Source organism: Candidatus Chloroploca asiatica (assembly GCF_002532075.1).
GTDB lineage: Bacteria > Chloroflexota > Chloroflexia > Chloroflexales > Chloroflexaceae > Chloroploca > Chloroploca asiatica.
Genome location: NZ_LYXE01000092.1, coordinates 1 through 16,984 on the forward strand (window position 1 = coordinate 1; position 16,984 = coordinate 16,984).

Consider the following 16,984-nt stretch of genomic DNA (forward strand, 5'->3'; position numbering starts at 1 on the left):
CCTTCAAATCGACTAACCAGAGTTGCAAGACCGACTCATCAAAGCGCTTGATTAACTGGCACAGCACGGCATTGACCCCGCCAAACCCAAACGAATTGGACATCGCAACTTGCAGGTGCGCCGGACGAGCCGTGCCTGGCACATAGTCAAGGTCGCACTCTTCATCAGGCTGGTCAAGGTTGATCGTGGGTGGGATCAGGCCATGCTGCAACGTCAAGATCGTCGCAACCGCCTCGACGGCGCCAGCCGCCCCGGTGAGGTGCCCAAGCATTGACTTGTTGGCACTGATGGGCACATTGCCGGCATACTCCCCAAAGACCTGCTTGATCGCCCGCGTTTCGGCCAGGTCGCCAGCCGGTGTAGCAGTGGCGTGGGCATTGATATAGTCGATCTGTTGGGGATCAAGGCGAGCGTTGTGCAACGCACGGCGCATCGCACGCACTGCGCCATAGCCATTGGGGTCAGGCGCAGTGACGTGGTAGGCATCGGAACTGGCCCCGTACCCGAGCAACTCAGCCTGAATGGGGGCACCCCGGCGACGCGCACTCGACATGCGTTCGAGCACCAGCACGGCGGCACCCTCGCCGAGTACAAAGCCATCGCGGTGTACATCAAAGGGGCGCGAGGCATGCTTCGGGTCATCGTTGCCCTGAGTGGTCAACGCCCGAATCACCGCAAACGCACCGATCGTGAGCGCACTAATCGGTGCTTCGGCCCCACCAGCAAGCATTATCTCGGCGTCACCCCGCCGAATCACCTCGGCCGCCTCACCAATCGCCTGGGCACCGGCGGCACAGGCGGTACAAACCGCCGAGGTATAGCCACGCAACCCAAGCTGGATCGCAACCTGGCTTGAGGGCATATGGGGCAGCGCCGACGCAATAAAAAAGGGACTGATCTTCATCCCGCCGCGTTGCAGCAGCGTCGCCGAAGCCTGCTCGATCTCCTGCATCGAACTAGTACCACAGCCAATCAGCGTACCGATCTCCTCACTGGCCGCCGGGTCAATGCGCAGATTCGCCGCCGTGACCGCCATATGCGCAGCCGCAACGGCGAACTGACTCGAACGCGAAATACGCCGGGCCTCTTTCGCATCCATAAAGACCTGCGGCACAAAATTGGGCACCTGGGCGGCAATTTGGCACGGGAACTGGCTCGCATCAAAGTGGGTAATCCGCGTTACCGCACTCTGCCCACTACTCAAGCCCTTCCAAAACGGAGCCAACCCGATCCCAAAAGGCGAAACAACGCCCATCCCAGTCACGACAATCCGGCGGTCTTCTTCCTCTTCATCCAACCCGAGTGGCAACGGGGCGGTGATGGGCGCATCCTCAAGAACCTCGGCCAGCAATTCATCAATCCGGGCCTCAAGGTCACTGGACGCCGTCGAACGCACCAGACTGAGCAACTCGGCACGCAGGGCCGCTCGCCGATTCGCTGACATCTGCGCCATAGTCAAGTCCTGGCTTATACGCGGAAACGTCTAGATATGATACCACGCGGCACGAGAGCCTGCAACGCGAGGGCGTACCCGGTCAGGGCGATTGCATCATACGAAACCGGATACAAAAAGACGCGCTATCAGGGCACCCGCAAGGGGTGCCCCTACCGGCCGGGGGCCGAACCCGGTGTACGGGCACCCCTTGCGGGTGCCCTGGCGGGTGCATTCACGGAAGATGCAATCGCCCCACCTTACCCGGTTACGGCAAAGAGCAGGCCCGCTTCGCACGCCAATTCACCATCAACGGTGGCCCGTCCGCGGCCTTTGCCAATGCCACGGCGCAGTTTGTCAAGGGTCACTTCGAGGCGCAAATGATCGCCGGGGCGCACGACGCGCTTGAACCGGCAATCATCAATACCCGCAAAGAGCACCAGTTTATCAGCGTAGGCCGGCAGACTCATCACCGCCAGAGCACCAGTTTGCGCCAGCGCCTCAACAATCAACACCCCGGGCATCACTGGATTATCGGGGAAATGGCCTTGAAACTGCGGCTCATTGACCGTGACCAGTTTCTCGCCTACCGCCCGTACCCCGGCCTCGAGTTCGATCACCCGGTCAAGCAAGAGGAACGGGTACCGATGCGGCAAAATTGCCATAATCTCTTGTATCGTTAGCACGGGCCTTGATCCTTTCTGTATTATGTCGTGTTGAGACCCCATCGCTGCCGTCCCATCGCCACCGCGCCCCCACCCCATCGCCACCGCGCCCCCACCCCATCGCCACCGCGCCCCCACCCCATCGCCACCTGGATGACCTGGTCGCCGTCCCATGGCCGTAAGGCCGAAGCACGCGCCCCATACGCTGCGCTTCGTGCCTACGCCTCCTCTGGCGCGTGCTTCGGCCCTACTACGTCGTCCCATGCCGTCCCCGATGCCCGCCGTGCCGTCCCCCGTGCCACCGGGTCATCCCCGATACCCTATGCCGTCTCGTCCGCACGGTACCGCTTCGGGATGTGACACATGCAATTGCTTCGCCCCTACTAGATCTCCATGCTAGAATAGAAGAGAACTAGTTGATATGATGATCTGGAACACACGCCGTGTGAGGTAATAGAATGCAACAACGTAGTGGTGGTGGTGGTTGGATCGGTTGGTTGATTTTTCTCCTTGTCATCTTTGGCTCGCGTTTTCTTCCGCCTGTCGCCCAGTGGCTTTCACAGGTCACTGGTTTCTCTATTACAACACCGATGCTGATCGGGGTTCTGGTTGGGCTTGGCGTGCTGGTGAGCATTGTCAGTTCAATCATTCAAGAGACGAATAAGGAGCAACCCCCTGGCAATGGGATGCCACCAATGCCAACCGGCCAACCGCGGCGCGGCGCGGCCAACGGGCCGACGATTTCGGTTCCACCAACGTCGGCATCGTCACCCTTTCCCGCTGCGCCCCACAGTGGCTTGCCGCAGGCACGTTTACCAAGTGGAGGGCCGCCACGGTTGAAGCCGCCTCAGTTCGAGCCAATTATTGATCCACGGGTGCTGGTCATTGGCATTGTTGGCCTTGTCCTTATGGGGGGCGTCTTTGTGTTGCTTTTCCTTGTTGCGCCAGCCATTCCGTAACAACAATCCATGTATGGTGATCTATGCAATCGTATGATCCTTTTGCCCGCTACTACGATGCCGATTTTCGTGAATACCGCGACGATGTGGCCCTGTATCACGAGTTCGCCCGCCGTACAGGTGGCCCACTGCTTGAGTTGATGTGTGGCACCGGGCGCGTGCTGGTGCCGCTTGCCGAAACTGGCTACACGATCACTGGCGTCGATAGTTCAGCCGCGATGCTTGCCATTGCCCGCGAACAACTCGTCGAGGCCGAATTGACCGCCCAGACAACCCTGATCCAAGGCGATGTCCGTGATGTTCACTTGCCCACCAACCATTTTAGCCTGGCTTTCATCGCGATCAATTCGTTTATGCACCTCGAACGGGTCGGTGACCAATTGGCCTGCCTGAATACGATGCGCAAAGCGCTAACCCGGCGTGGCCTGCTGATCCTCGATCTCTTCAGCCCCGATCCCGCCGAGATCATGCGCGAGGATAATCGGCTTGTCCTTGACCGTGCGTATCATCTCGATGGCCGTTATGTGCAGAAGTTTGTCGCCATTGATAGCGACTATGCTTCGCAAGTGAGTCGCGTCACCTACCTCTACGATGAAACCGATCCACAGGGGCAGGTGACACGACGGACGATGCAGTTCACGATGCGCTGGTTGTACCGCTTTGAACTGGAACACTTGCTGGCCCGAGCCGGTTTTGTGGTGCGGCATATCTATGGCTCGTATGAGCTCGATGAGTACGCCACAGGTAGCCCACGCCTTATTGCGGTGGCGAGTCCGGCCCGCGAACCCTAGCATACGTCGTTAACGCATCAGATTTTTCAACATCTGAACATCTGATTCAACCATCATCTGTACCAGTTCAGGAAAACTCACTTTGCGCTTCCAGCCGAGTTTAGCCTGCGCTTTCGCGGGGTCGCCGATGAGCAGATCGACTTCGGCAGGGCGCATAAACCGGTCGTCCATGACCACATAATCCTGGTAATCGAGATCCACCGCCCCAAACGCCAGTTCACAGAACTCGCGCACGGCATACGTTTCACCCGTTGCCACAACATAATCATCGGGCGTATCTTGCTGAAGCATCAACCACATTGCTTCAACATAATCCCCGGCAAAGCCCCAGTCGCGACGGGCATCGAGGTTGCCCAGGCGCAATTCATGGTCGAGGCCGAGTTTGATACGTGCTGCGCCATGGGCAATTTTGCGCGTCACAAATTCGAGGCCACGCCGGGGGCTTTCGTGGTTAAAGAGAATGCCACTGCTCGCGTGCAGATTGTAACTCTCGCGATAGTTGACCGTGATCCAGTGGCCGTAGACTTTGGCGACACCGTAGGGGCTACGTGGGTAAAATGGCGTTGTCTCGGTCTGCGGCACCTCGACGACTTTGCCAAACATCTCACTGCTGCTGGCCTGATAAAACCGGATCTCGGGATCAACCAGACGCACCGCATCAAGCACCCGCGTCACCCCGAGCGCCGTAGTCTCGCCGGTAAAGACCGGTTGCGCCCACGAGGTCTGCACAAACGACTGGGCCGCTAGGTTATAGACTTCACTCGGACGATATTCGCGCAACAGGTTGATCATCGAGATCTCATCCATCAGATCACCTGTGGCAAGCGTAATGCGATCCTGAATATGTTGAATGCGCTCGAAGTTGACCGTGCTCGAACGCCGGATCATCCCGACAACGTCATAACCCTTTTCAAGCAGTAGCTCAGCTAGGTAACTGCCATCCTGCCCTGTAATCCCTGTAATCAACGCCCGCTTCTTGGCCATGCTTTTCATTTCCTTTCAAACGAAGCTTCGTGCGGTATCAGTATACACAACATCATGTGCTATAGTGTACCATCACTGGCATTTTGCATTTCTGGGGAAGCGGAGGGTGGGCGTGCGATTGCCCGTCGGGGCGAAGCACCCGCCCCTGCCGCATCCCGAAGCTGCAGCGTGATCGCGGGCGGGTGCTTCGCCCCTACTGACGTTCATGAGGTAGTCATGTCCAAGCATACACAGGGGCTGAATCCCGCCCAACGACAGGCAGTCGAGGCAACTGCCGGGCCGGTGCTCGTTCTGGCCGGGCCGGGGAGCGGCAAGACACGGGTGTTGACACATCGCATTGCCTATCTGATCAATGAGGCTGGGGTCGATCCGTTTCATATCCTGGCGGTGACGTTTACCAATAAGGCCGCCCGTGAGATGAAAGATCGCCTCCAAGCGTTGATCGGCCCCGATGCGGCGCAGGTGCTCTCGGCAGGCACCTTTCATAGCCTCTGTGCGCGCTTCCTCCGCAAGGATATTGTCCACCTCGGGCGCGAACGCGATTTTGCGATCTACGATGCCGATGATCAACTCCGCTTAATGCGCCGGGTGCTGCGCGATCTCAAGCTTGATGAGAAACAGCATCCCCCTAGGGCGATCCTTGGCCAGATTTCGAGTGCAAAAAATGAACTCGTCTCGCCCCAGGAGTATGCCCGCCTCAATCGTACCTATTTCGGTGAGCTTGTGACGCGCTGCTACGAACGCTACCAGGCGCTGCTGCGTGAGTCGAACGCGCTCGATTTTGATGATCTGCTGGTCGAGATGGTGCGGCTGTTTGACGAGCATCCCGAGGTGCTGGCGCGCTATCAGGATCGCTATACGTACCTGCTCGTTGACGAGTATCAGGATACCAATCGGGTCCAGTATCTGCTAGTGCGCCAGCTCGCACTCCGCCATCGCAACCTCTTTGTCGTCGGCGACGATGATCAGTCGATCTACCAGTTCCGTGGCGCTGATGTGCGCAATATTCGCTCGTTTGAAGTCGATTATCCCGAGGCCCAGGTGATTCTGCTCGAGCAGAATTATCGTTCGACCCAGGCAATTCTTGACACGGCTCAGGCGATCATCAATGCCGGTGATAAGCAGCGCCACCTCAAACGCCTCTGGACGGACAACGATCAGGGGTTGGACGTTTCACTCTACGAGGGGTTTGACCAAGAGGCCGAGGCGGGTTTTGTGGTGGACGAAATCGCTCGCTTGGTTGCCACCGGTGAGGTGACGCCCGGTGGGTGCGCGGTGATGTATCGCACCAACGCGCAGTCGCGCCCCGTCGAAGAGGCGCTGATCCGCCGTGGCTTGGCCTATCAAATTGTGGGCGGCATGCGTTTTTATGACCGCAAAGAGATCAAAGATGTCATTGCTTATCTCCGCCTGATCATCAATCCCTTTGATAGTGTCAGCTTCAGTCGGGTGCTCAACTGGCCTGGGCGGGGCATCGGCGAGCGCACCGAGGCCGAGTTGATGCGCTGGGCAATGGAGCTGGGGGTGCCCGTTTTTCAGGCGCTGCGTGAACTCGAAACAGGCACCATCGCGTCACCTTTGAATGCCCGGTCAACCAGTGCGCTGCTTGGGTTCCTTGCGCTGATTGACGAACTCAGCCGTGATTGGCACGAGCGGCCCCTCACCGAATTGATGGATACGGTGCTTGCACGAGTTGGGGTGCGCCAGGCGCTTGAGCAGGAGTATGGCGCTGAAGCAGCCGAAGAGCGCTGGCGTAATATCGAGGAGTTGCGCTCGGTGAGCACCGAATATCTCAATCTGCCAACCGAAGCTCAGTTGCCGACCTTTCTCGAAGAAGTCGCCCTCGTGGCCGACGTCGATCGCTTCGATGCCGAAGCCGATGCGATCACCTGCATTACGCTCCATCAAGCCAAAGGCCTCGAATTTCCAGTGGTCTTTCTGATCGGCCTCGAGGATGGCTTGCTCCCGCATAGTCGGTCACTCGACACCCGCGACCAGATCGAAGAAGAGCGCCGCCTGCTCTATGTGGGCATAACCCGTGCCAGGCAACGCCTCTACCTCTGTTACGCCTTCAAGCGCATGCAGTACGGGCGCAGTACCTTCAGTGCACGCTCACGTTTCCTCACCGATATTCCCCGTGAATTGCTGAAACAGCCGCAAGGTCGTATCGGAACGAATCAACCAACGGCTCAGACGAGCATGTTCACCAAGCGGAGTGGTCTCGACCGCCAACCCGAGCAACGCATCGCCAGGCCAGGGCAGAAGACCGCGCCCGTCGTCATCCCAGCCAATCGTTCTGGTGGCAAAAACACCCGCACCCAACGGCCTGCCGGCCCGACAGAAGTATCCTTTTTTGCCGGGCAGCGCGTCCGTCACGCCACCTTTGGCGAAGGGGTTGTTGTCAGCAGTCGCCTGGTGGAGGGTGACGAAGAAGTCACCGTCAGCTTCCCTGACCGCGAACGACGGCTGCTCGCCAGTTTTGCCCGGCTGGAACGGGTGAGCGAAGCGTAAGCGACCTGGTCAAGCTTCGCCGCGCTCAGCATCTCGGGCGTTAAGGAAGACGTTATGCTCAGCGAAAGACATTGGCAGCGTCGAAGATCAGGCCCTCCTCGCCATATCGTCCCATCAATGCGCTTTATCTGCACGCTGGTGTTGGTTGGTGCTCTGCTCGGCCAGCTGATGCTGGCGCAGGAGTCCGCATCAGCCGATACGCTTCTCACTGCCCGGCCCGCTTTCTGTGCCGCCCCAGTTCAGCCGGTGACCCTGGTGAAGCCAACCATTATCGGCGACTGCACCCAGGCTGGCGTGCAGCGCGCGCTGGATCAGGGCGGCCACATTACCTTCGACTGCGGTGCCGCGCCGATGACCATTGCGCTCAGTTCACCTTTGATTGCGAGCGCCACGGTCGACACCGTGCTTGATGGCGGTGGTCTGGTTACCCTGGATGGGCAGGGGCAGACCCGTATTCTAGAGAAGCCCTTTACCCCTGGCTCTGATGTTGATAAGACCAAAGGCAACGACCTGACCATTCAGAACATGCGCCTCGTGCGTGGGCGCGCGCCCGCTGCCACCAAAACCCGTGACGCCAATGCGCGCGGCGGCGCGATCTGGATTGGCGCGAGCCCGGGTACGCGCCTGCATGTTTTTAACACGACCTTCGAGGGCAACCGCACCACCAGCATTACCGACGAAGATAACCAGGGCGGCGCGATCTTTGCCGCCAATATCTACGAGACGGTGATTGTTGGCTCCAGCTTCAATGACAACGAAGCGGGCAGCGGTGGAGCCTTCGGCGGCATTGCCACCGGTCTGCTGGTCTACAATAGCGCATTCACCAACAATCGGGCTGCCGACGCCACCGCTGGCGGCATTGTACGCGGGCACGGCGGCGCGCTGCACCTGGATGGCGTGTCGAACTCCTTCAACCCGGATGCGCGCAATACGGTCGAGGTCTGCGGCTCGCTGTTCGACAGCAATACAGCAGTGCGCGGGGGCGGCGCAATCAAGGTCACAATCTCTGATAACCTGGGCACCCGAGCGATCTACGAGCGCTCGACCTTTCGGAACAACCGACTTGTTGGCGTGCCACCGACCGAGGGCCATGGCGGCGCGATCTACCACATTGAGGATGACTTCGCCGGTGGGACAGACGAAGATAACCTGCTGATCAGCGCTTCGACGTTTGTGGACAACTACGCCTACCGCCAGGGTGGCGGGGCCTGGATCCTGGTGCGTGGCAAGGGCCGGGTCGAGCGCTCGACCTTTGTCGGCAACCGCGCCTCCGAGGCGAACTCCAACCGCGTCGGTCAGGGCGGCGGGATGATCGTTTCGATGGGCGTGATCGAGGTTGTGAACGCCACGTTCGCCCAGAACTTTGCGACGTTTCAAGGCGGCGCAATTTTCGCAGGCGGCGACAGCGACCTCGGGCGCGTCGTTACCCTGCGCAGCTCGCTCTTTGCGCACAACCGGCTCGACCCGAGCCACACCAACCCGGTCACCAGCGCATACCAGGGGTATCATACCAACCGGCCGCTCGTCAACGGGGGCAACAACCTGCAGTACCCGCGCACCAAAGCGCCCGACTTCGACAATGAGGTCAACAACCTGATCACAAGTCCGGCCTCGGCCATCCTCTTCGCCGACCCGCTGCTAGAGGCGCTGGCGGATAACGGCGGCCCGACGCCGACGATGGCCCTGGCCGAGGGGAGCCCTGCGATCGACGCTGGCAGCGGTTGCACCAGCACCGACCAGCGCGACGCGCCGCGGGTCGGTACCTGCGATATCGGAGCGTATGAGTTTGGCGCCGTAGTCGCAAGCGTTCAGCAGATCTACTTGCCGCAGATCCGGCGGTAAGAGCGCCCCGACCACGCTGTTCACGCCATTCCTTTCAATTGGCGTGCGTCCTTGTGGGGCTACACGCCAGCTCTTTCGTCTTCAGACAATTGGATGCGAAACCTGATCGGTCGCCTAGAGCGCGGCGAGCATCCGCTGGATGGCCGAGCGGTGCGTAGGATCGAGCTGAACGCGCAGGAGAGTCGGATCCGGCGTGTATTCCAGCAGGATGTGGTCTGCCTCGTCGCGTACGGCGAGACTAGCTGCCCGGCTGCGCGGCAGGGTGAAGCGCCGATAGCCGTAGCGTTCCCGCTGGGTAACCGGATCCTCGCGCAGGATCAGCAGCCGCAGGTTCGTCGCGACGACCAGGGTCGGTGGTGCGATCATGCGCTTCCCGTAGCGCAGATACGGTTTAGCTGTTCAGCGCTATCACCACGACGCCCGCCCCCACCATCGCAATGCCGAGCCACGCGCCTGGCGAGGGGCGCTCAGCCAGGAAGACGAAGGCGAAGATCGCGACGAGCACGACGCTGAGCTTGTCGACCGGGGCGACCTTTGATGCCTCGCCGATCTTCAGCGCCCGAAAGTAGCAGACCCACGAGGCCCCGGTGGCCAGCCCCGAAAGGATGAGAAAGCTCAGGGTCTTGCCGCTGAGCGTAAGCGGATTGACCCACTTGCCCGTCATCCAGACGAAAGCCGCCAGCGCAAACAGGATCACCACCGTGCGAATGAGGGTGGCAAAATCGGAGTCAACACCTTGGATGCCGATCTTGGCGAAGATCGCGGTGAGCGCCGCAAACACCGCCGAGAGCAGCGCCCAGAAGATCCAGGCGGTTGTGTTCATCAAAGTTTCCTCCTAGAAACAGCCCGCTATCCTGCAAGGTGCGGGTAGGGAAGTGGCGTGTCTGCCCGTGCGTGGATCCGGAATGTTTAACGCAGAGGCGCCGAGGCGCAAAGGGGGTTGACATCGTATTGGGGCACATATGCGCCCGTTTCCTACGAGCCTAGTGCGCTCCCCGCGCCCGCCCCGCGTAGGGGCGCAGCAGCCCATGCGCCTCCCTCAACCACAGCGCTGCGTTCATCGCTGCTGCGTCCTTCCGGAGGCATGCAACGATCCGGGGTGGCCAGATCGTCGGCGGGAAGGGTGCGGCTGCGCCCTTCCGGGGGCATGGCTTGATCTGGTATGGAACGACAGGCAAGCATCCGTGACGCGCCTCAGGGAAACTGCCTCCGACGAGTACGCAACTCGAGCACCACAAGGATAAGCAAGGCGACAATCGCCAACCCTCCTACGAGGAGCGTATTCCAGCCGAAGAGCAGACTGGCAATCAAAAAGCCCACGATCACAAGGCTCAAGAGATCTCGGCTTTTGGCATTCAATCCCGGGCCTCCGTTTCTCGGTGTCAACAGCTAAGACGAGCCCCTAGAGTACCACATATCTAGCCCGAGACAGCGCATTCAGCAAAGTGTTCGAGCCGGTAGTCCGGCGCGATGATGTTCCTCAGCGTGCTGACGGCGTCGTTGGGAAAGACGACGGCATACTTAGGGGCGACGTCGTTGCTGTGGCTTTGCTCGCTCTCGTGTTTTCGCCTCCAGTCTACCACGCTTCGACCAAAACGGAGGGCCACCCCACGCCGTGCAGGGGCCGGGCGATCCTCGTCCGACCTGCCAGGTGGGCGCCACCGCGATCAACACCAGGATGACAGGCTGGGTGAGAGTGGCAAGCTCGTTGACTAGGGTCGTCACCGTTGGAGTGAGAGATCAATCCGCAGATTACGCAGATGAGAGTGTCCGCTATGTGTGGGTGTGCCCCGCCAAACTCACGTTGTGACGTGATCCCCAGAGTTTCAGTGTCGTTTTGCCCGTCTGAGCGAAGCTCAGTAGGTGCGCTACCCCTGGGCGGCCTTTTGGCATGGGGGGAAGCAAGGCATCCGCAACTCCCCAACTCGCTTGTCCAGGAAACTGGCGGCAAAAGCCATAAAGTGGTAAACATCGGCAAAGTTGCTGGCAATGCCCAGCGAGACGCGCACGGCGCCGGCACTCTTTTTGTGCTTCTGTTGGAGGATCGACTGGAATTGATCCAGCGTCATCCGCTGCTCATCCTGAAAAGCCTCGCGCATCTCGGCCTCGGTCAGGCCGTGCGCTACTTCCCCAGCCCCAGGGTTGCAGAAACAACCTGTGCGCAGGGAGATCCGGGCCTCATTCGCCAACTGCTCGACGATGTGGAAATCCACCAGTTCAGCCTCGGGATCGTAGAAATTGAAGGCGATCGTTCCGCCGCGAGCAGTGGTGTCAGTCGGACCGTAGATGCGCACCAGGGGCGAGCCATCGCTGTGGCGCAGCGCCGCCAACTCTTCGAGCAGCCAACCCGTGAGTGCGGCGACCCGGTCGTGGATCAAATCCACGCCAATGCTGTCGATGTACTCTAGCCCGATCTTGATCGCAGGCAGGTTGAGGTAATCTACGGTACCATCCTCATACGCCGCCTCGCTATCGGCCAGGTGATGGCTGCACCCCTGCACCGAAGCCATCGTGATCGTTCCGCCGGCAAACCATGGACGTCGCAGCTTTTTCAGCGCGTCTTTGCGGGCCAGCAGACAACCTACCCCTGTGGGGTAACCAAAGATCTTGTAGAACGAGAGCGAGACAAAATCGGGTTTCCAGCGACTCAGATCCAGCCGATTGGTGGGCGTAAAGGCCGCCGCGTCCAGGAAGACATCCCATCCCTTGGCATGGGCGTGTTCGATCAGATCGAGCGGGTGCTGCACACCAGAGAAGTTGGACTGGGCGGGGAAGGCAAAGAGGTTTGCATAAGCCAGATCCGCCCGGTCAAGCAAAGCGTCCAGTCGCTCCTGGCTGATGCGCAGATCTGGGGGAACCACCGGTAGGTAGGTCACCTCTGCGCCCTTGGCCTGGGCAAACTCGCGAATGCCGTTGACTGAATTGTGGTTGTCAAAGGTCAGCAGGTAGCGCCCGCCAGGGCAGAAGGGATAGGCCTCGCCCACCAGCTTGAGGGCACCACTGGCATTGGGGGTGAAGATGGCCGTGTACTCCTCTGGCGAGGCCCGGAAGAAGTCATAGACATACGCTCTGGCCTGATCCACCAGGCGAGTGGCCGCCATCGACGTAGGATTGACGGAGTGAGGGTTGCCAAAGACATGTTGCCGTAACAGGTCAGCATGGCGGCGCACCTGCTCCTCGGCGTAGAGGCTTCCTCCGGTATAGTCGAGGTAAATATGCCCCTGCTGATCCAACCGGGCGTATTCGGTGGCCCGCAGTTCCCGCAGGCGCGACGTCGCTGCATAGGCTGGATTGCGCTGCAAAAAAGCGGCACGGGCAGCGTCAAAGCCCTCGGGGGGATAGAGGTTAGCAGCAATGAGGGCCATCATACAACTCTCCTTGGGCGTGGTCAGCCACTACCTCACACATAAACCGAACGCTTCAACTGGGTCACCAGAAATTCGCGGAGTGCGCGCGCCGCTGGCGAGGCAACCCGATCGCCTCGCCAAACGAGCCCCAGGGTCCGTTCGAGTTTCTGATCGGTTACCCGAAGCATCATCACCTCACTCGTCTCTTGCACCGCCAGTCGTGGTACAAGCGCAATGCCGATGCCCGCCGCCACAAAACGCAAGAGCGTATCGGTCTCTCCCCCATCCAGGACCACCCGAGGGGTAAAGCCAGCCTGCTGACAGGCCGTCAACGTCGCCTCGCGCAATTCATAATTTTCGGGCGAGAGCACCCACGAAGCCTCTTGAAAATCGGCCATCTGCGCCATGCCCTGTGCAGCCAGGGCATGATCACGGCACACAACAATGACCATCTCTTCGGTAAAGAGCGGCACCACCGTCAGATGTTCGTCTTCAACCGGAAGCGTCACAATCCCCACATCCGTCAGGCCGGCCTCGAGCAGATCAAACAGAGTCTGCACGCCTGCTTCATGCAAGCGCAATTCGATACCAGGGTAACGGCGATTAAAAGCCGCGAGCACCCGTGGCAACAGTTGCGTCCCAACGGTTGGTGGTGTGCCAACCGACGCCCGCCCGCGACTCAAGCCAACACGTTCGGCCATTTCGGCGCGGGCCGACTCAACCTGGGCCATGACCGCACGGGCATGGGGCAACAGCGCTTCACCAGCCTCGGTCAGGCGCACGTTGCGCCCAACGCGATCAAAGAGGGCCACCCCCAGTTCATGCTCGAGCTGGCTAATCTGCTTGCTCAACGCAGGCTGGGCAATATGCAATTCAGCAGCAGCGCGTGTCACGTGTGAGTGGCGAGCTACTGCTTCAAAGTAGCGCAGATGTCGTAGTTCCATAGTTTACTCATCCTGGTCATCGCGACCAGCGGTGCTTCAAGAAAACATTGTTGCGTAGTATAGGTCAATGTGCCTTAGTATAGCAGATCAGTTCGAGGGCGTGTTATAATCGTAAGCAGTTTGACGCTCACTCGTGTTGCTCACGTGTCATCATAAGGAATGGAGGTACAGCTATGTACCGCTACCTCATACTCATCCTCCTGGCATTGGCGTTGCTTCTTCCGAGTACGCCCCTGGCGGCTGCACCAGCAGCCAATCCGCAGGCAACCGCCTTTACCTATTTCCCTGAAACCGGCCACAATGTTGGCATGCAGATCAAGCAGTTCTTTGATACCTACGGCGGGGTGGCCGTCTTCGGTCTGCCGCTCACCGAATTGATCATCGGGGCTGACGGTCGTCAGGTTCAGTATTTCGAGTACGCACGGTTTGAGTATAACCCAACCGCTCCACAACCCGCTAGGGTAACTCTTACCCGTGCCGGGGCGATGCTGAGCGAGGGACGGGCCGATCCGGCTTTCCAATGGCTGGCTGGCAGCGCCGATCCTGAACGCGATTTTTACCCCGAGTCAGGCCATACCCTCGGGGGGGCCTTTCGCTGGTTCTGGCAAAGCAACGGTGGGGTTCCAGTCTTTGGCTTTCCGATCTCTGAAGAGTTGTACGAGCAAGACGATGTGACCGGAACCGAGGTGCTGGTGCAATACTTTGAACGTGCGCGCTTGGCGTATCATCCTGCAACCGCAACCGAGCCTGATGCCGTGCGCCTGACCCCCGTTGGACGGATGCTGCTCCAGCGCGATCCGGTGGCCCGCGCCGCCACAGCACCAGTCCGGGCGATTGAGTTGCTCGGACGCGCCACGACGGGCTTTGCGGCCTCGTCCTACGAGCGCGTGACCAATGTCAGTCGGGCCACCGAGATGGTGCATGGGATGATTGTGCCCGCTGGGGCCGAGTTTTCGTTTAACTCGATTGGCGATTTTTCTGAGGCCAATGGCTTTGTTGATGGCTATGCGATCGTGGGCGGGCGCCTCGAACGCGTTATCGGCGGCGGCCTCTGTCAGGTCTCAACAACGCTCTTCCGGGCTGTCTCGTACGCGGGCTTGCAGATTACCCGCCGCGTCGGCCATAGCCATATTGTCAATTTCTACGAAAATATCCTCGGGTTCGATGCCACCGTCTTTGTGCCCAGTGTCGATTTCCGCTGGCGCAACGATAGCCCCGGCCCGGTCTATCTGGTCGGCATTACCGATCTGAAGGCCTCGCAGGTCTCCTTCGAGATCTATGGCATTAACGATGGCCGCAAGGTCGTTCACCAGGCCCCAATTACGCGCAACTGGAAACAACCCGGCATTGCCGTCTGGCAGTATGATGCATCGTTGCCCCAGGGTGCCGTGCGCCAGATGGTGCAGGGACGCGCCGGGGTGGATGTGACGCTGAACCGGGTGATTACGTTAGCCAATGGCCGTACCCGCACCGATGCCTATGTCACCCGCTATGCGCCCTGGGAAGATTTCTTTCTCTATGGGCCAGGCGTTACCCCACCCGCTGGCGTCAAGGTAATTGCCCCCAGACGTTAAGGAGCGAGCGCCCGTCAGACCGCACAGGTCTTGAAGACCTGTGCGGTCTGACCGACTACGAAGGAGAAGTGAGGTTCTGGTGAAACAGCCGCCACTCGGACCCGTATTGACGACTCCCAGGCTGGTCGAGCCGATCTGGGGTGGCACCCGCCTTGCCCCATGGCTTGATCTGCCCCATCCCTACCCAGAACGCCTCGGTGAGAGTTGGCAGGTCTTTGAGGGGAATCTCGTCAGTTCTGAACCGTACGTCGGAAGATCGATCGCCGACCTTGTTGCTCTGTATGAGGGCGATCTGGTCGGTAGTCGGACGCTCCAGCGCTATGGGGCCGATTTTCCGCTGCTCGCCAAGTTCATTGATGCCAACGACCGGCTCTCGATCCAGGTGCATCCTGACGATGCGTATGCCCATACTTATGAGGCTCATACCGGCTTTCACGGTAAGACCGAGGCATGGTATATCATTGATGCTGCCCCGGGTGCAACGGTAACGTATGGCCTCAAAAAGCCATGCACGCGAGAGGAATTTGCCGCCGCAGTTGCCGATGGTTCCGTCGAGCAACTGATGGCCCATGTACCCGTGGCCCCTGGTGATGTGATTTTTGTGCCCGCCGGGACGATCCACGCGATCAATGCAGGCATTCTGCTCTTTGAAATCCAGCAAAAGTCCGATCTCACCTATCGGGTCTATGACTATGGCCGCCGTGATGCCCACACCGGTCAACCCCGACCGCTCCATCTTGAACAGGCGTTGCAGGTGAGCCAGTTTGCCCCGGCGCCAGATGCGTTGGTGCCGCCGCTAAGCCTGGATCCTACCCGCGATCTCTTGATTGCCTGCCCTTCGTTTGCGCTTGAACGCTGGAACTTCGCGCAACCAGTCACCGCTTCGACTGATCAAGGAAGCTTTGCGATCCTGACCGTCCTCGATGGGTATGTGCAACTTGTTACCAATGCGCTCACCTTGGAACTTGAACGTGGGCGCTCGGTCGTGTTACCAGCAGCCCTTGGCACCTATCAACTTGTGCCGCAAGGCAACGCGATGATGCTCAACGCGTATGTACCCGATCTGCCGCAACTCATCCAGCAAGCCACCGCAGTAGGGTATACTGCCGCACAGCTTGCCCCTACGCTACGTCAATTGCCGTGAAAAATACGTTTCGTTTTTTTGTTGAGCCCGCCACCCTGCGCAACGATCTGGTTCGCCTCGAAGATCCAGCCCTGGCACATCAACTCAGCCGGGTGCTACGGCTCAATCCCGGCGATCAGATCTTGCTCCTTGATGGCCTCGGCACCGCCTATACCCTGGAACTGACCGCCCTGAGCCGCAAAGAGGTTGTGGGCCACATCCTTGCCCATGAACCGGCCACCGGCGAACCAGACCTGCACCTGACGATCTATTTGCCACTGATGCGGGCCGAACGCTTCGAGTGGGCGCTGCAAAAATGCGTTGAACTGGGCGCCTCGCGCTTTGTACCCGTCCTCTGCGCACGCTCGCTCGCGAGTGAACGGGCTGACGAGCGCAAACACGAACGCTGGCAGCGCATCGTGCGCGAGGCTGCTGAACAGTCGTGCCGTGGTTTGCTGCCAGCAATTGAACGACCACAGACCTTTGCCAGCGCCTGCGCCCAAGTGAACCAGGCAAGCCTCGCCCTGCTGCTTGCCGAATTCGATGGCATGCCCTTGCTCCGTACTCTACTTCGCACCTATCTCACGACAACGGGGAACCCCAACCTCACCTCGCTCGCCCTCTTCAGTGGACCCGAAGGCGGTCTTACCCCAGATGAACTGACAACCGCAGTTGACCATGGTATCATGCCTGTATCACTTGGCCCGCGTATTTTACGCGCCGAGACTGCACCGGTCGCCGCCACCGCCGCCCTACTCTATGAACTTGACAACCGTTCGGCAGTCGCCTGATCTATCAGTTCCCCTTACGTC

At 59.7% G+C, this 16,984-nt stretch carries 15 protein-coding genes; 7 read left to right on the forward strand and 8 right to left on the reverse strand.

The window, feature by feature from the left end; all coding sequences use genetic code 11:
- On the reverse strand, window positions 1-1,453 hold a 1,453-nt coding region (fabF, locus tag A9Q02_RS12275), incomplete at its 3' end, for a beta-ketoacyl-ACP synthase II (protein ID WP_141508867.1).
- 239 nt (window positions 1,454-1,692) lie between these two features.
- Window positions 1,693-2,118, reverse strand: a complete 426-nt coding sequence (gene fabZ / locus A9Q02_RS12280; RefSeq protein WP_097653383.1) for a 3-hydroxyacyl-ACP dehydratase FabZ — start codon at window positions 2,116-2,118, stop codon at window positions 1,693-1,695.
- Between the two features lie 437 nt (window positions 2,119-2,555).
- On the opposite strand from fabZ, the gene A9Q02_RS12285 reads away from it, so the two are divergent.
- Window positions 2,556-3,056, forward strand: coding sequence for a hypothetical protein (locus A9Q02_RS12285; RefSeq protein WP_097653384.1), 501 nt, complete (start codon window positions 2,556-2,558; stop codon window positions 3,054-3,056).
- Between the two features lie 23 nt (window positions 3,057-3,079).
- Window positions 3,080-3,847, forward strand: coding sequence for a class I SAM-dependent methyltransferase (locus tag A9Q02_RS12290; protein WP_097653385.1), 768 nt, complete (start codon window positions 3,080-3,082; stop codon window positions 3,845-3,847).
- Window positions 3,848-3,856: 9 nt separating this feature from the next.
- On the opposite strand, the gene gmd is transcribed toward A9Q02_RS12290, so the two are convergent.
- A complete protein-coding gene (gene gmd / locus A9Q02_RS12295; protein ID WP_097653386.1) occupies window positions 3,857-4,831 on the reverse strand; it encodes a GDP-mannose 4,6-dehydratase in 975 nt (324 codons plus the stop codon).
- A 216-nt stretch (window positions 4,832-5,047) separates the two neighbouring features.
- Here gmd and A9Q02_RS12300 point away from each other — a divergent pair, with 216 nt between their 5' ends.
- Window positions 5,048-7,342: an ATP-dependent helicase gene (locus tag A9Q02_RS12300; RefSeq protein ID WP_097653387.1), complete on the forward strand. Its 2,295-nt coding sequence runs from the start codon at window positions 5,048-5,050 to the stop codon at window positions 7,340-7,342.
- Window positions 7,343-7,396: 54 nt separating this feature from the next.
- The gene (locus A9Q02_RS12305) at window positions 7,397-9,184 is read left to right on the forward strand and encodes a choice-of-anchor Q domain-containing protein (RefSeq protein WP_245860522.1); all 1,788 of its coding nucleotides are present in this window, start codon (window positions 7,397-7,399) and stop codon (window positions 9,182-9,184) included.
- A gap of 114 nt (window positions 9,185-9,298) precedes the next feature.
- On the opposite strand, the gene A9Q02_RS12310 is transcribed toward A9Q02_RS12305, so the two are convergent.
- The 5 genes from A9Q02_RS12310 to A9Q02_RS12330 form a co-directional block, all read right to left on the reverse strand.
- Complete coding sequence (locus A9Q02_RS12310) at window positions 9,299-9,550, reverse strand: hypothetical protein (protein ID WP_097653389.1); 252 nt, start codon at window positions 9,548-9,550, stop codon at window positions 9,299-9,301.
- A 25-nt stretch (window positions 9,551-9,575) separates the two neighbouring features.
- The gene (locus A9Q02_RS12315) at window positions 9,576-10,007 is read right to left on the reverse strand and encodes an EamA family transporter (RefSeq protein WP_135481292.1); all 432 of its coding nucleotides are present in this window, start codon (window positions 10,005-10,007) and stop codon (window positions 9,576-9,578) included.
- Between the two features lie 371 nt (window positions 10,008-10,378).
- Window positions 10,379-10,543, reverse strand: a complete 165-nt coding sequence (locus A9Q02_RS24255) for a hypothetical protein (protein WP_172450927.1) — start codon at window positions 10,541-10,543, stop codon at window positions 10,379-10,381.
- 509 nt (window positions 10,544-11,052) lie between these two features.
- Complete coding sequence (locus A9Q02_RS12325) at window positions 11,053-12,552, reverse strand: aminotransferase class V-fold PLP-dependent enzyme (protein WP_216361507.1); 1,500 nt, start codon at window positions 12,550-12,552, stop codon at window positions 11,053-11,055.
- Window positions 12,553-12,584: 32 nt separating this feature from the next.
- On the reverse strand, window positions 12,585-13,475 hold the full coding sequence (locus tag A9Q02_RS12330; protein WP_097653392.1) for a LysR family transcriptional regulator: 891 nt from the start codon (window positions 13,473-13,475) through the stop codon (window positions 12,585-12,587).
- A gap of 173 nt (window positions 13,476-13,648) precedes the next feature.
- Between A9Q02_RS12330 and A9Q02_RS12335 the strand changes: the two genes are divergently transcribed.
- From A9Q02_RS12335 to A9Q02_RS12345, 3 genes are all read left to right on the forward strand, one after another.
- Entirely contained in the window at window positions 13,649-15,049 is a 1,401-nt protein-coding gene (locus A9Q02_RS12335) for a VanW family protein (protein WP_097653393.1), read from the forward strand.
- A 79-nt stretch (window positions 15,050-15,128) separates the two neighbouring features.
- Window positions 15,129-16,193 (forward strand): type I phosphomannose isomerase catalytic subunit, encoded by a 1,065-nt coding sequence (locus A9Q02_RS12340; RefSeq protein ID WP_141508870.1) that lies wholly within the window; start codon window positions 15,129-15,131, stop codon window positions 16,191-16,193.
- Window positions 16,190-16,963: a 16S rRNA (uracil(1498)-N(3))-methyltransferase gene (locus A9Q02_RS12345; protein WP_245860523.1), complete on the forward strand. Its 774-nt coding sequence runs from the start codon at window positions 16,190-16,192 to the stop codon at window positions 16,961-16,963. Before A9Q02_RS12340 ends, A9Q02_RS12345 begins: the two co-directional genes overlap by 4 nt.
- The last annotated feature ends 21 nt before the right edge of the window (window positions 16,964-16,984 follow it).

Bases quoted from the DNA above. Each gene is read 5' to 3' on its own strand.
- A9Q02_RS12285 (WP_097653384.1), top strand. From the start codon at position 2,556: ATGCAACAACGTAGTGGTGGTGGTGGTTGGATCGGTTGGTTGATTTTT.
- A9Q02_RS12290 (WP_097653385.1), top strand. From the start codon at position 3,080: ATGCAATCGTATGATCCTTTTGCCCGCTACTACGATGCCGATTTTCGT.
- gmd (WP_097653386.1), bottom strand. From the start codon at position 4,831: ATGGCCAAGAAGCGGGCGTTGATTACAGGGATTACAGGGCAGGATGGC.
- A9Q02_RS12300 (WP_097653387.1), top strand. From the start codon at position 5,048: ATGTCCAAGCATACACAGGGGCTGAATCCCGCCCAACGACAGGCAGTC.
- A9Q02_RS12305 (WP_245860522.1), top strand. From the start codon at position 7,397: ATGCTCAGCGAAAGACATTGGCAGCGTCGAAGATCAGGCCCTCCTCGC.
- A9Q02_RS12310 (WP_097653389.1), bottom strand. From the start codon at position 9,550: ATGATCGCACCACCGACCCTGGTCGTCGCGACGAACCTGCGGCTGCTG.
- A9Q02_RS12315 (WP_135481292.1), bottom strand. From the start codon at position 10,007: ATGAACACAACCGCCTGGATCTTCTGGGCGCTGCTCTCGGCGGTGTTT.
- A9Q02_RS12325 (WP_216361507.1), bottom strand. From the start codon at position 12,552: ATGATGGCCCTCATTGCTGCTAACCTCTATCCCCCCGAGGGCTTTGAC.
- A9Q02_RS12330 (WP_097653392.1), bottom strand. From the start codon at position 13,475: ATGGAACTACGACATCTGCGCTACTTTGAAGCAGTAGCTCGCCACTCA.
- A9Q02_RS12335 (WP_097653393.1), top strand. From the start codon at position 13,649: ATGTACCGCTACCTCATACTCATCCTCCTGGCATTGGCGTTGCTTCTT.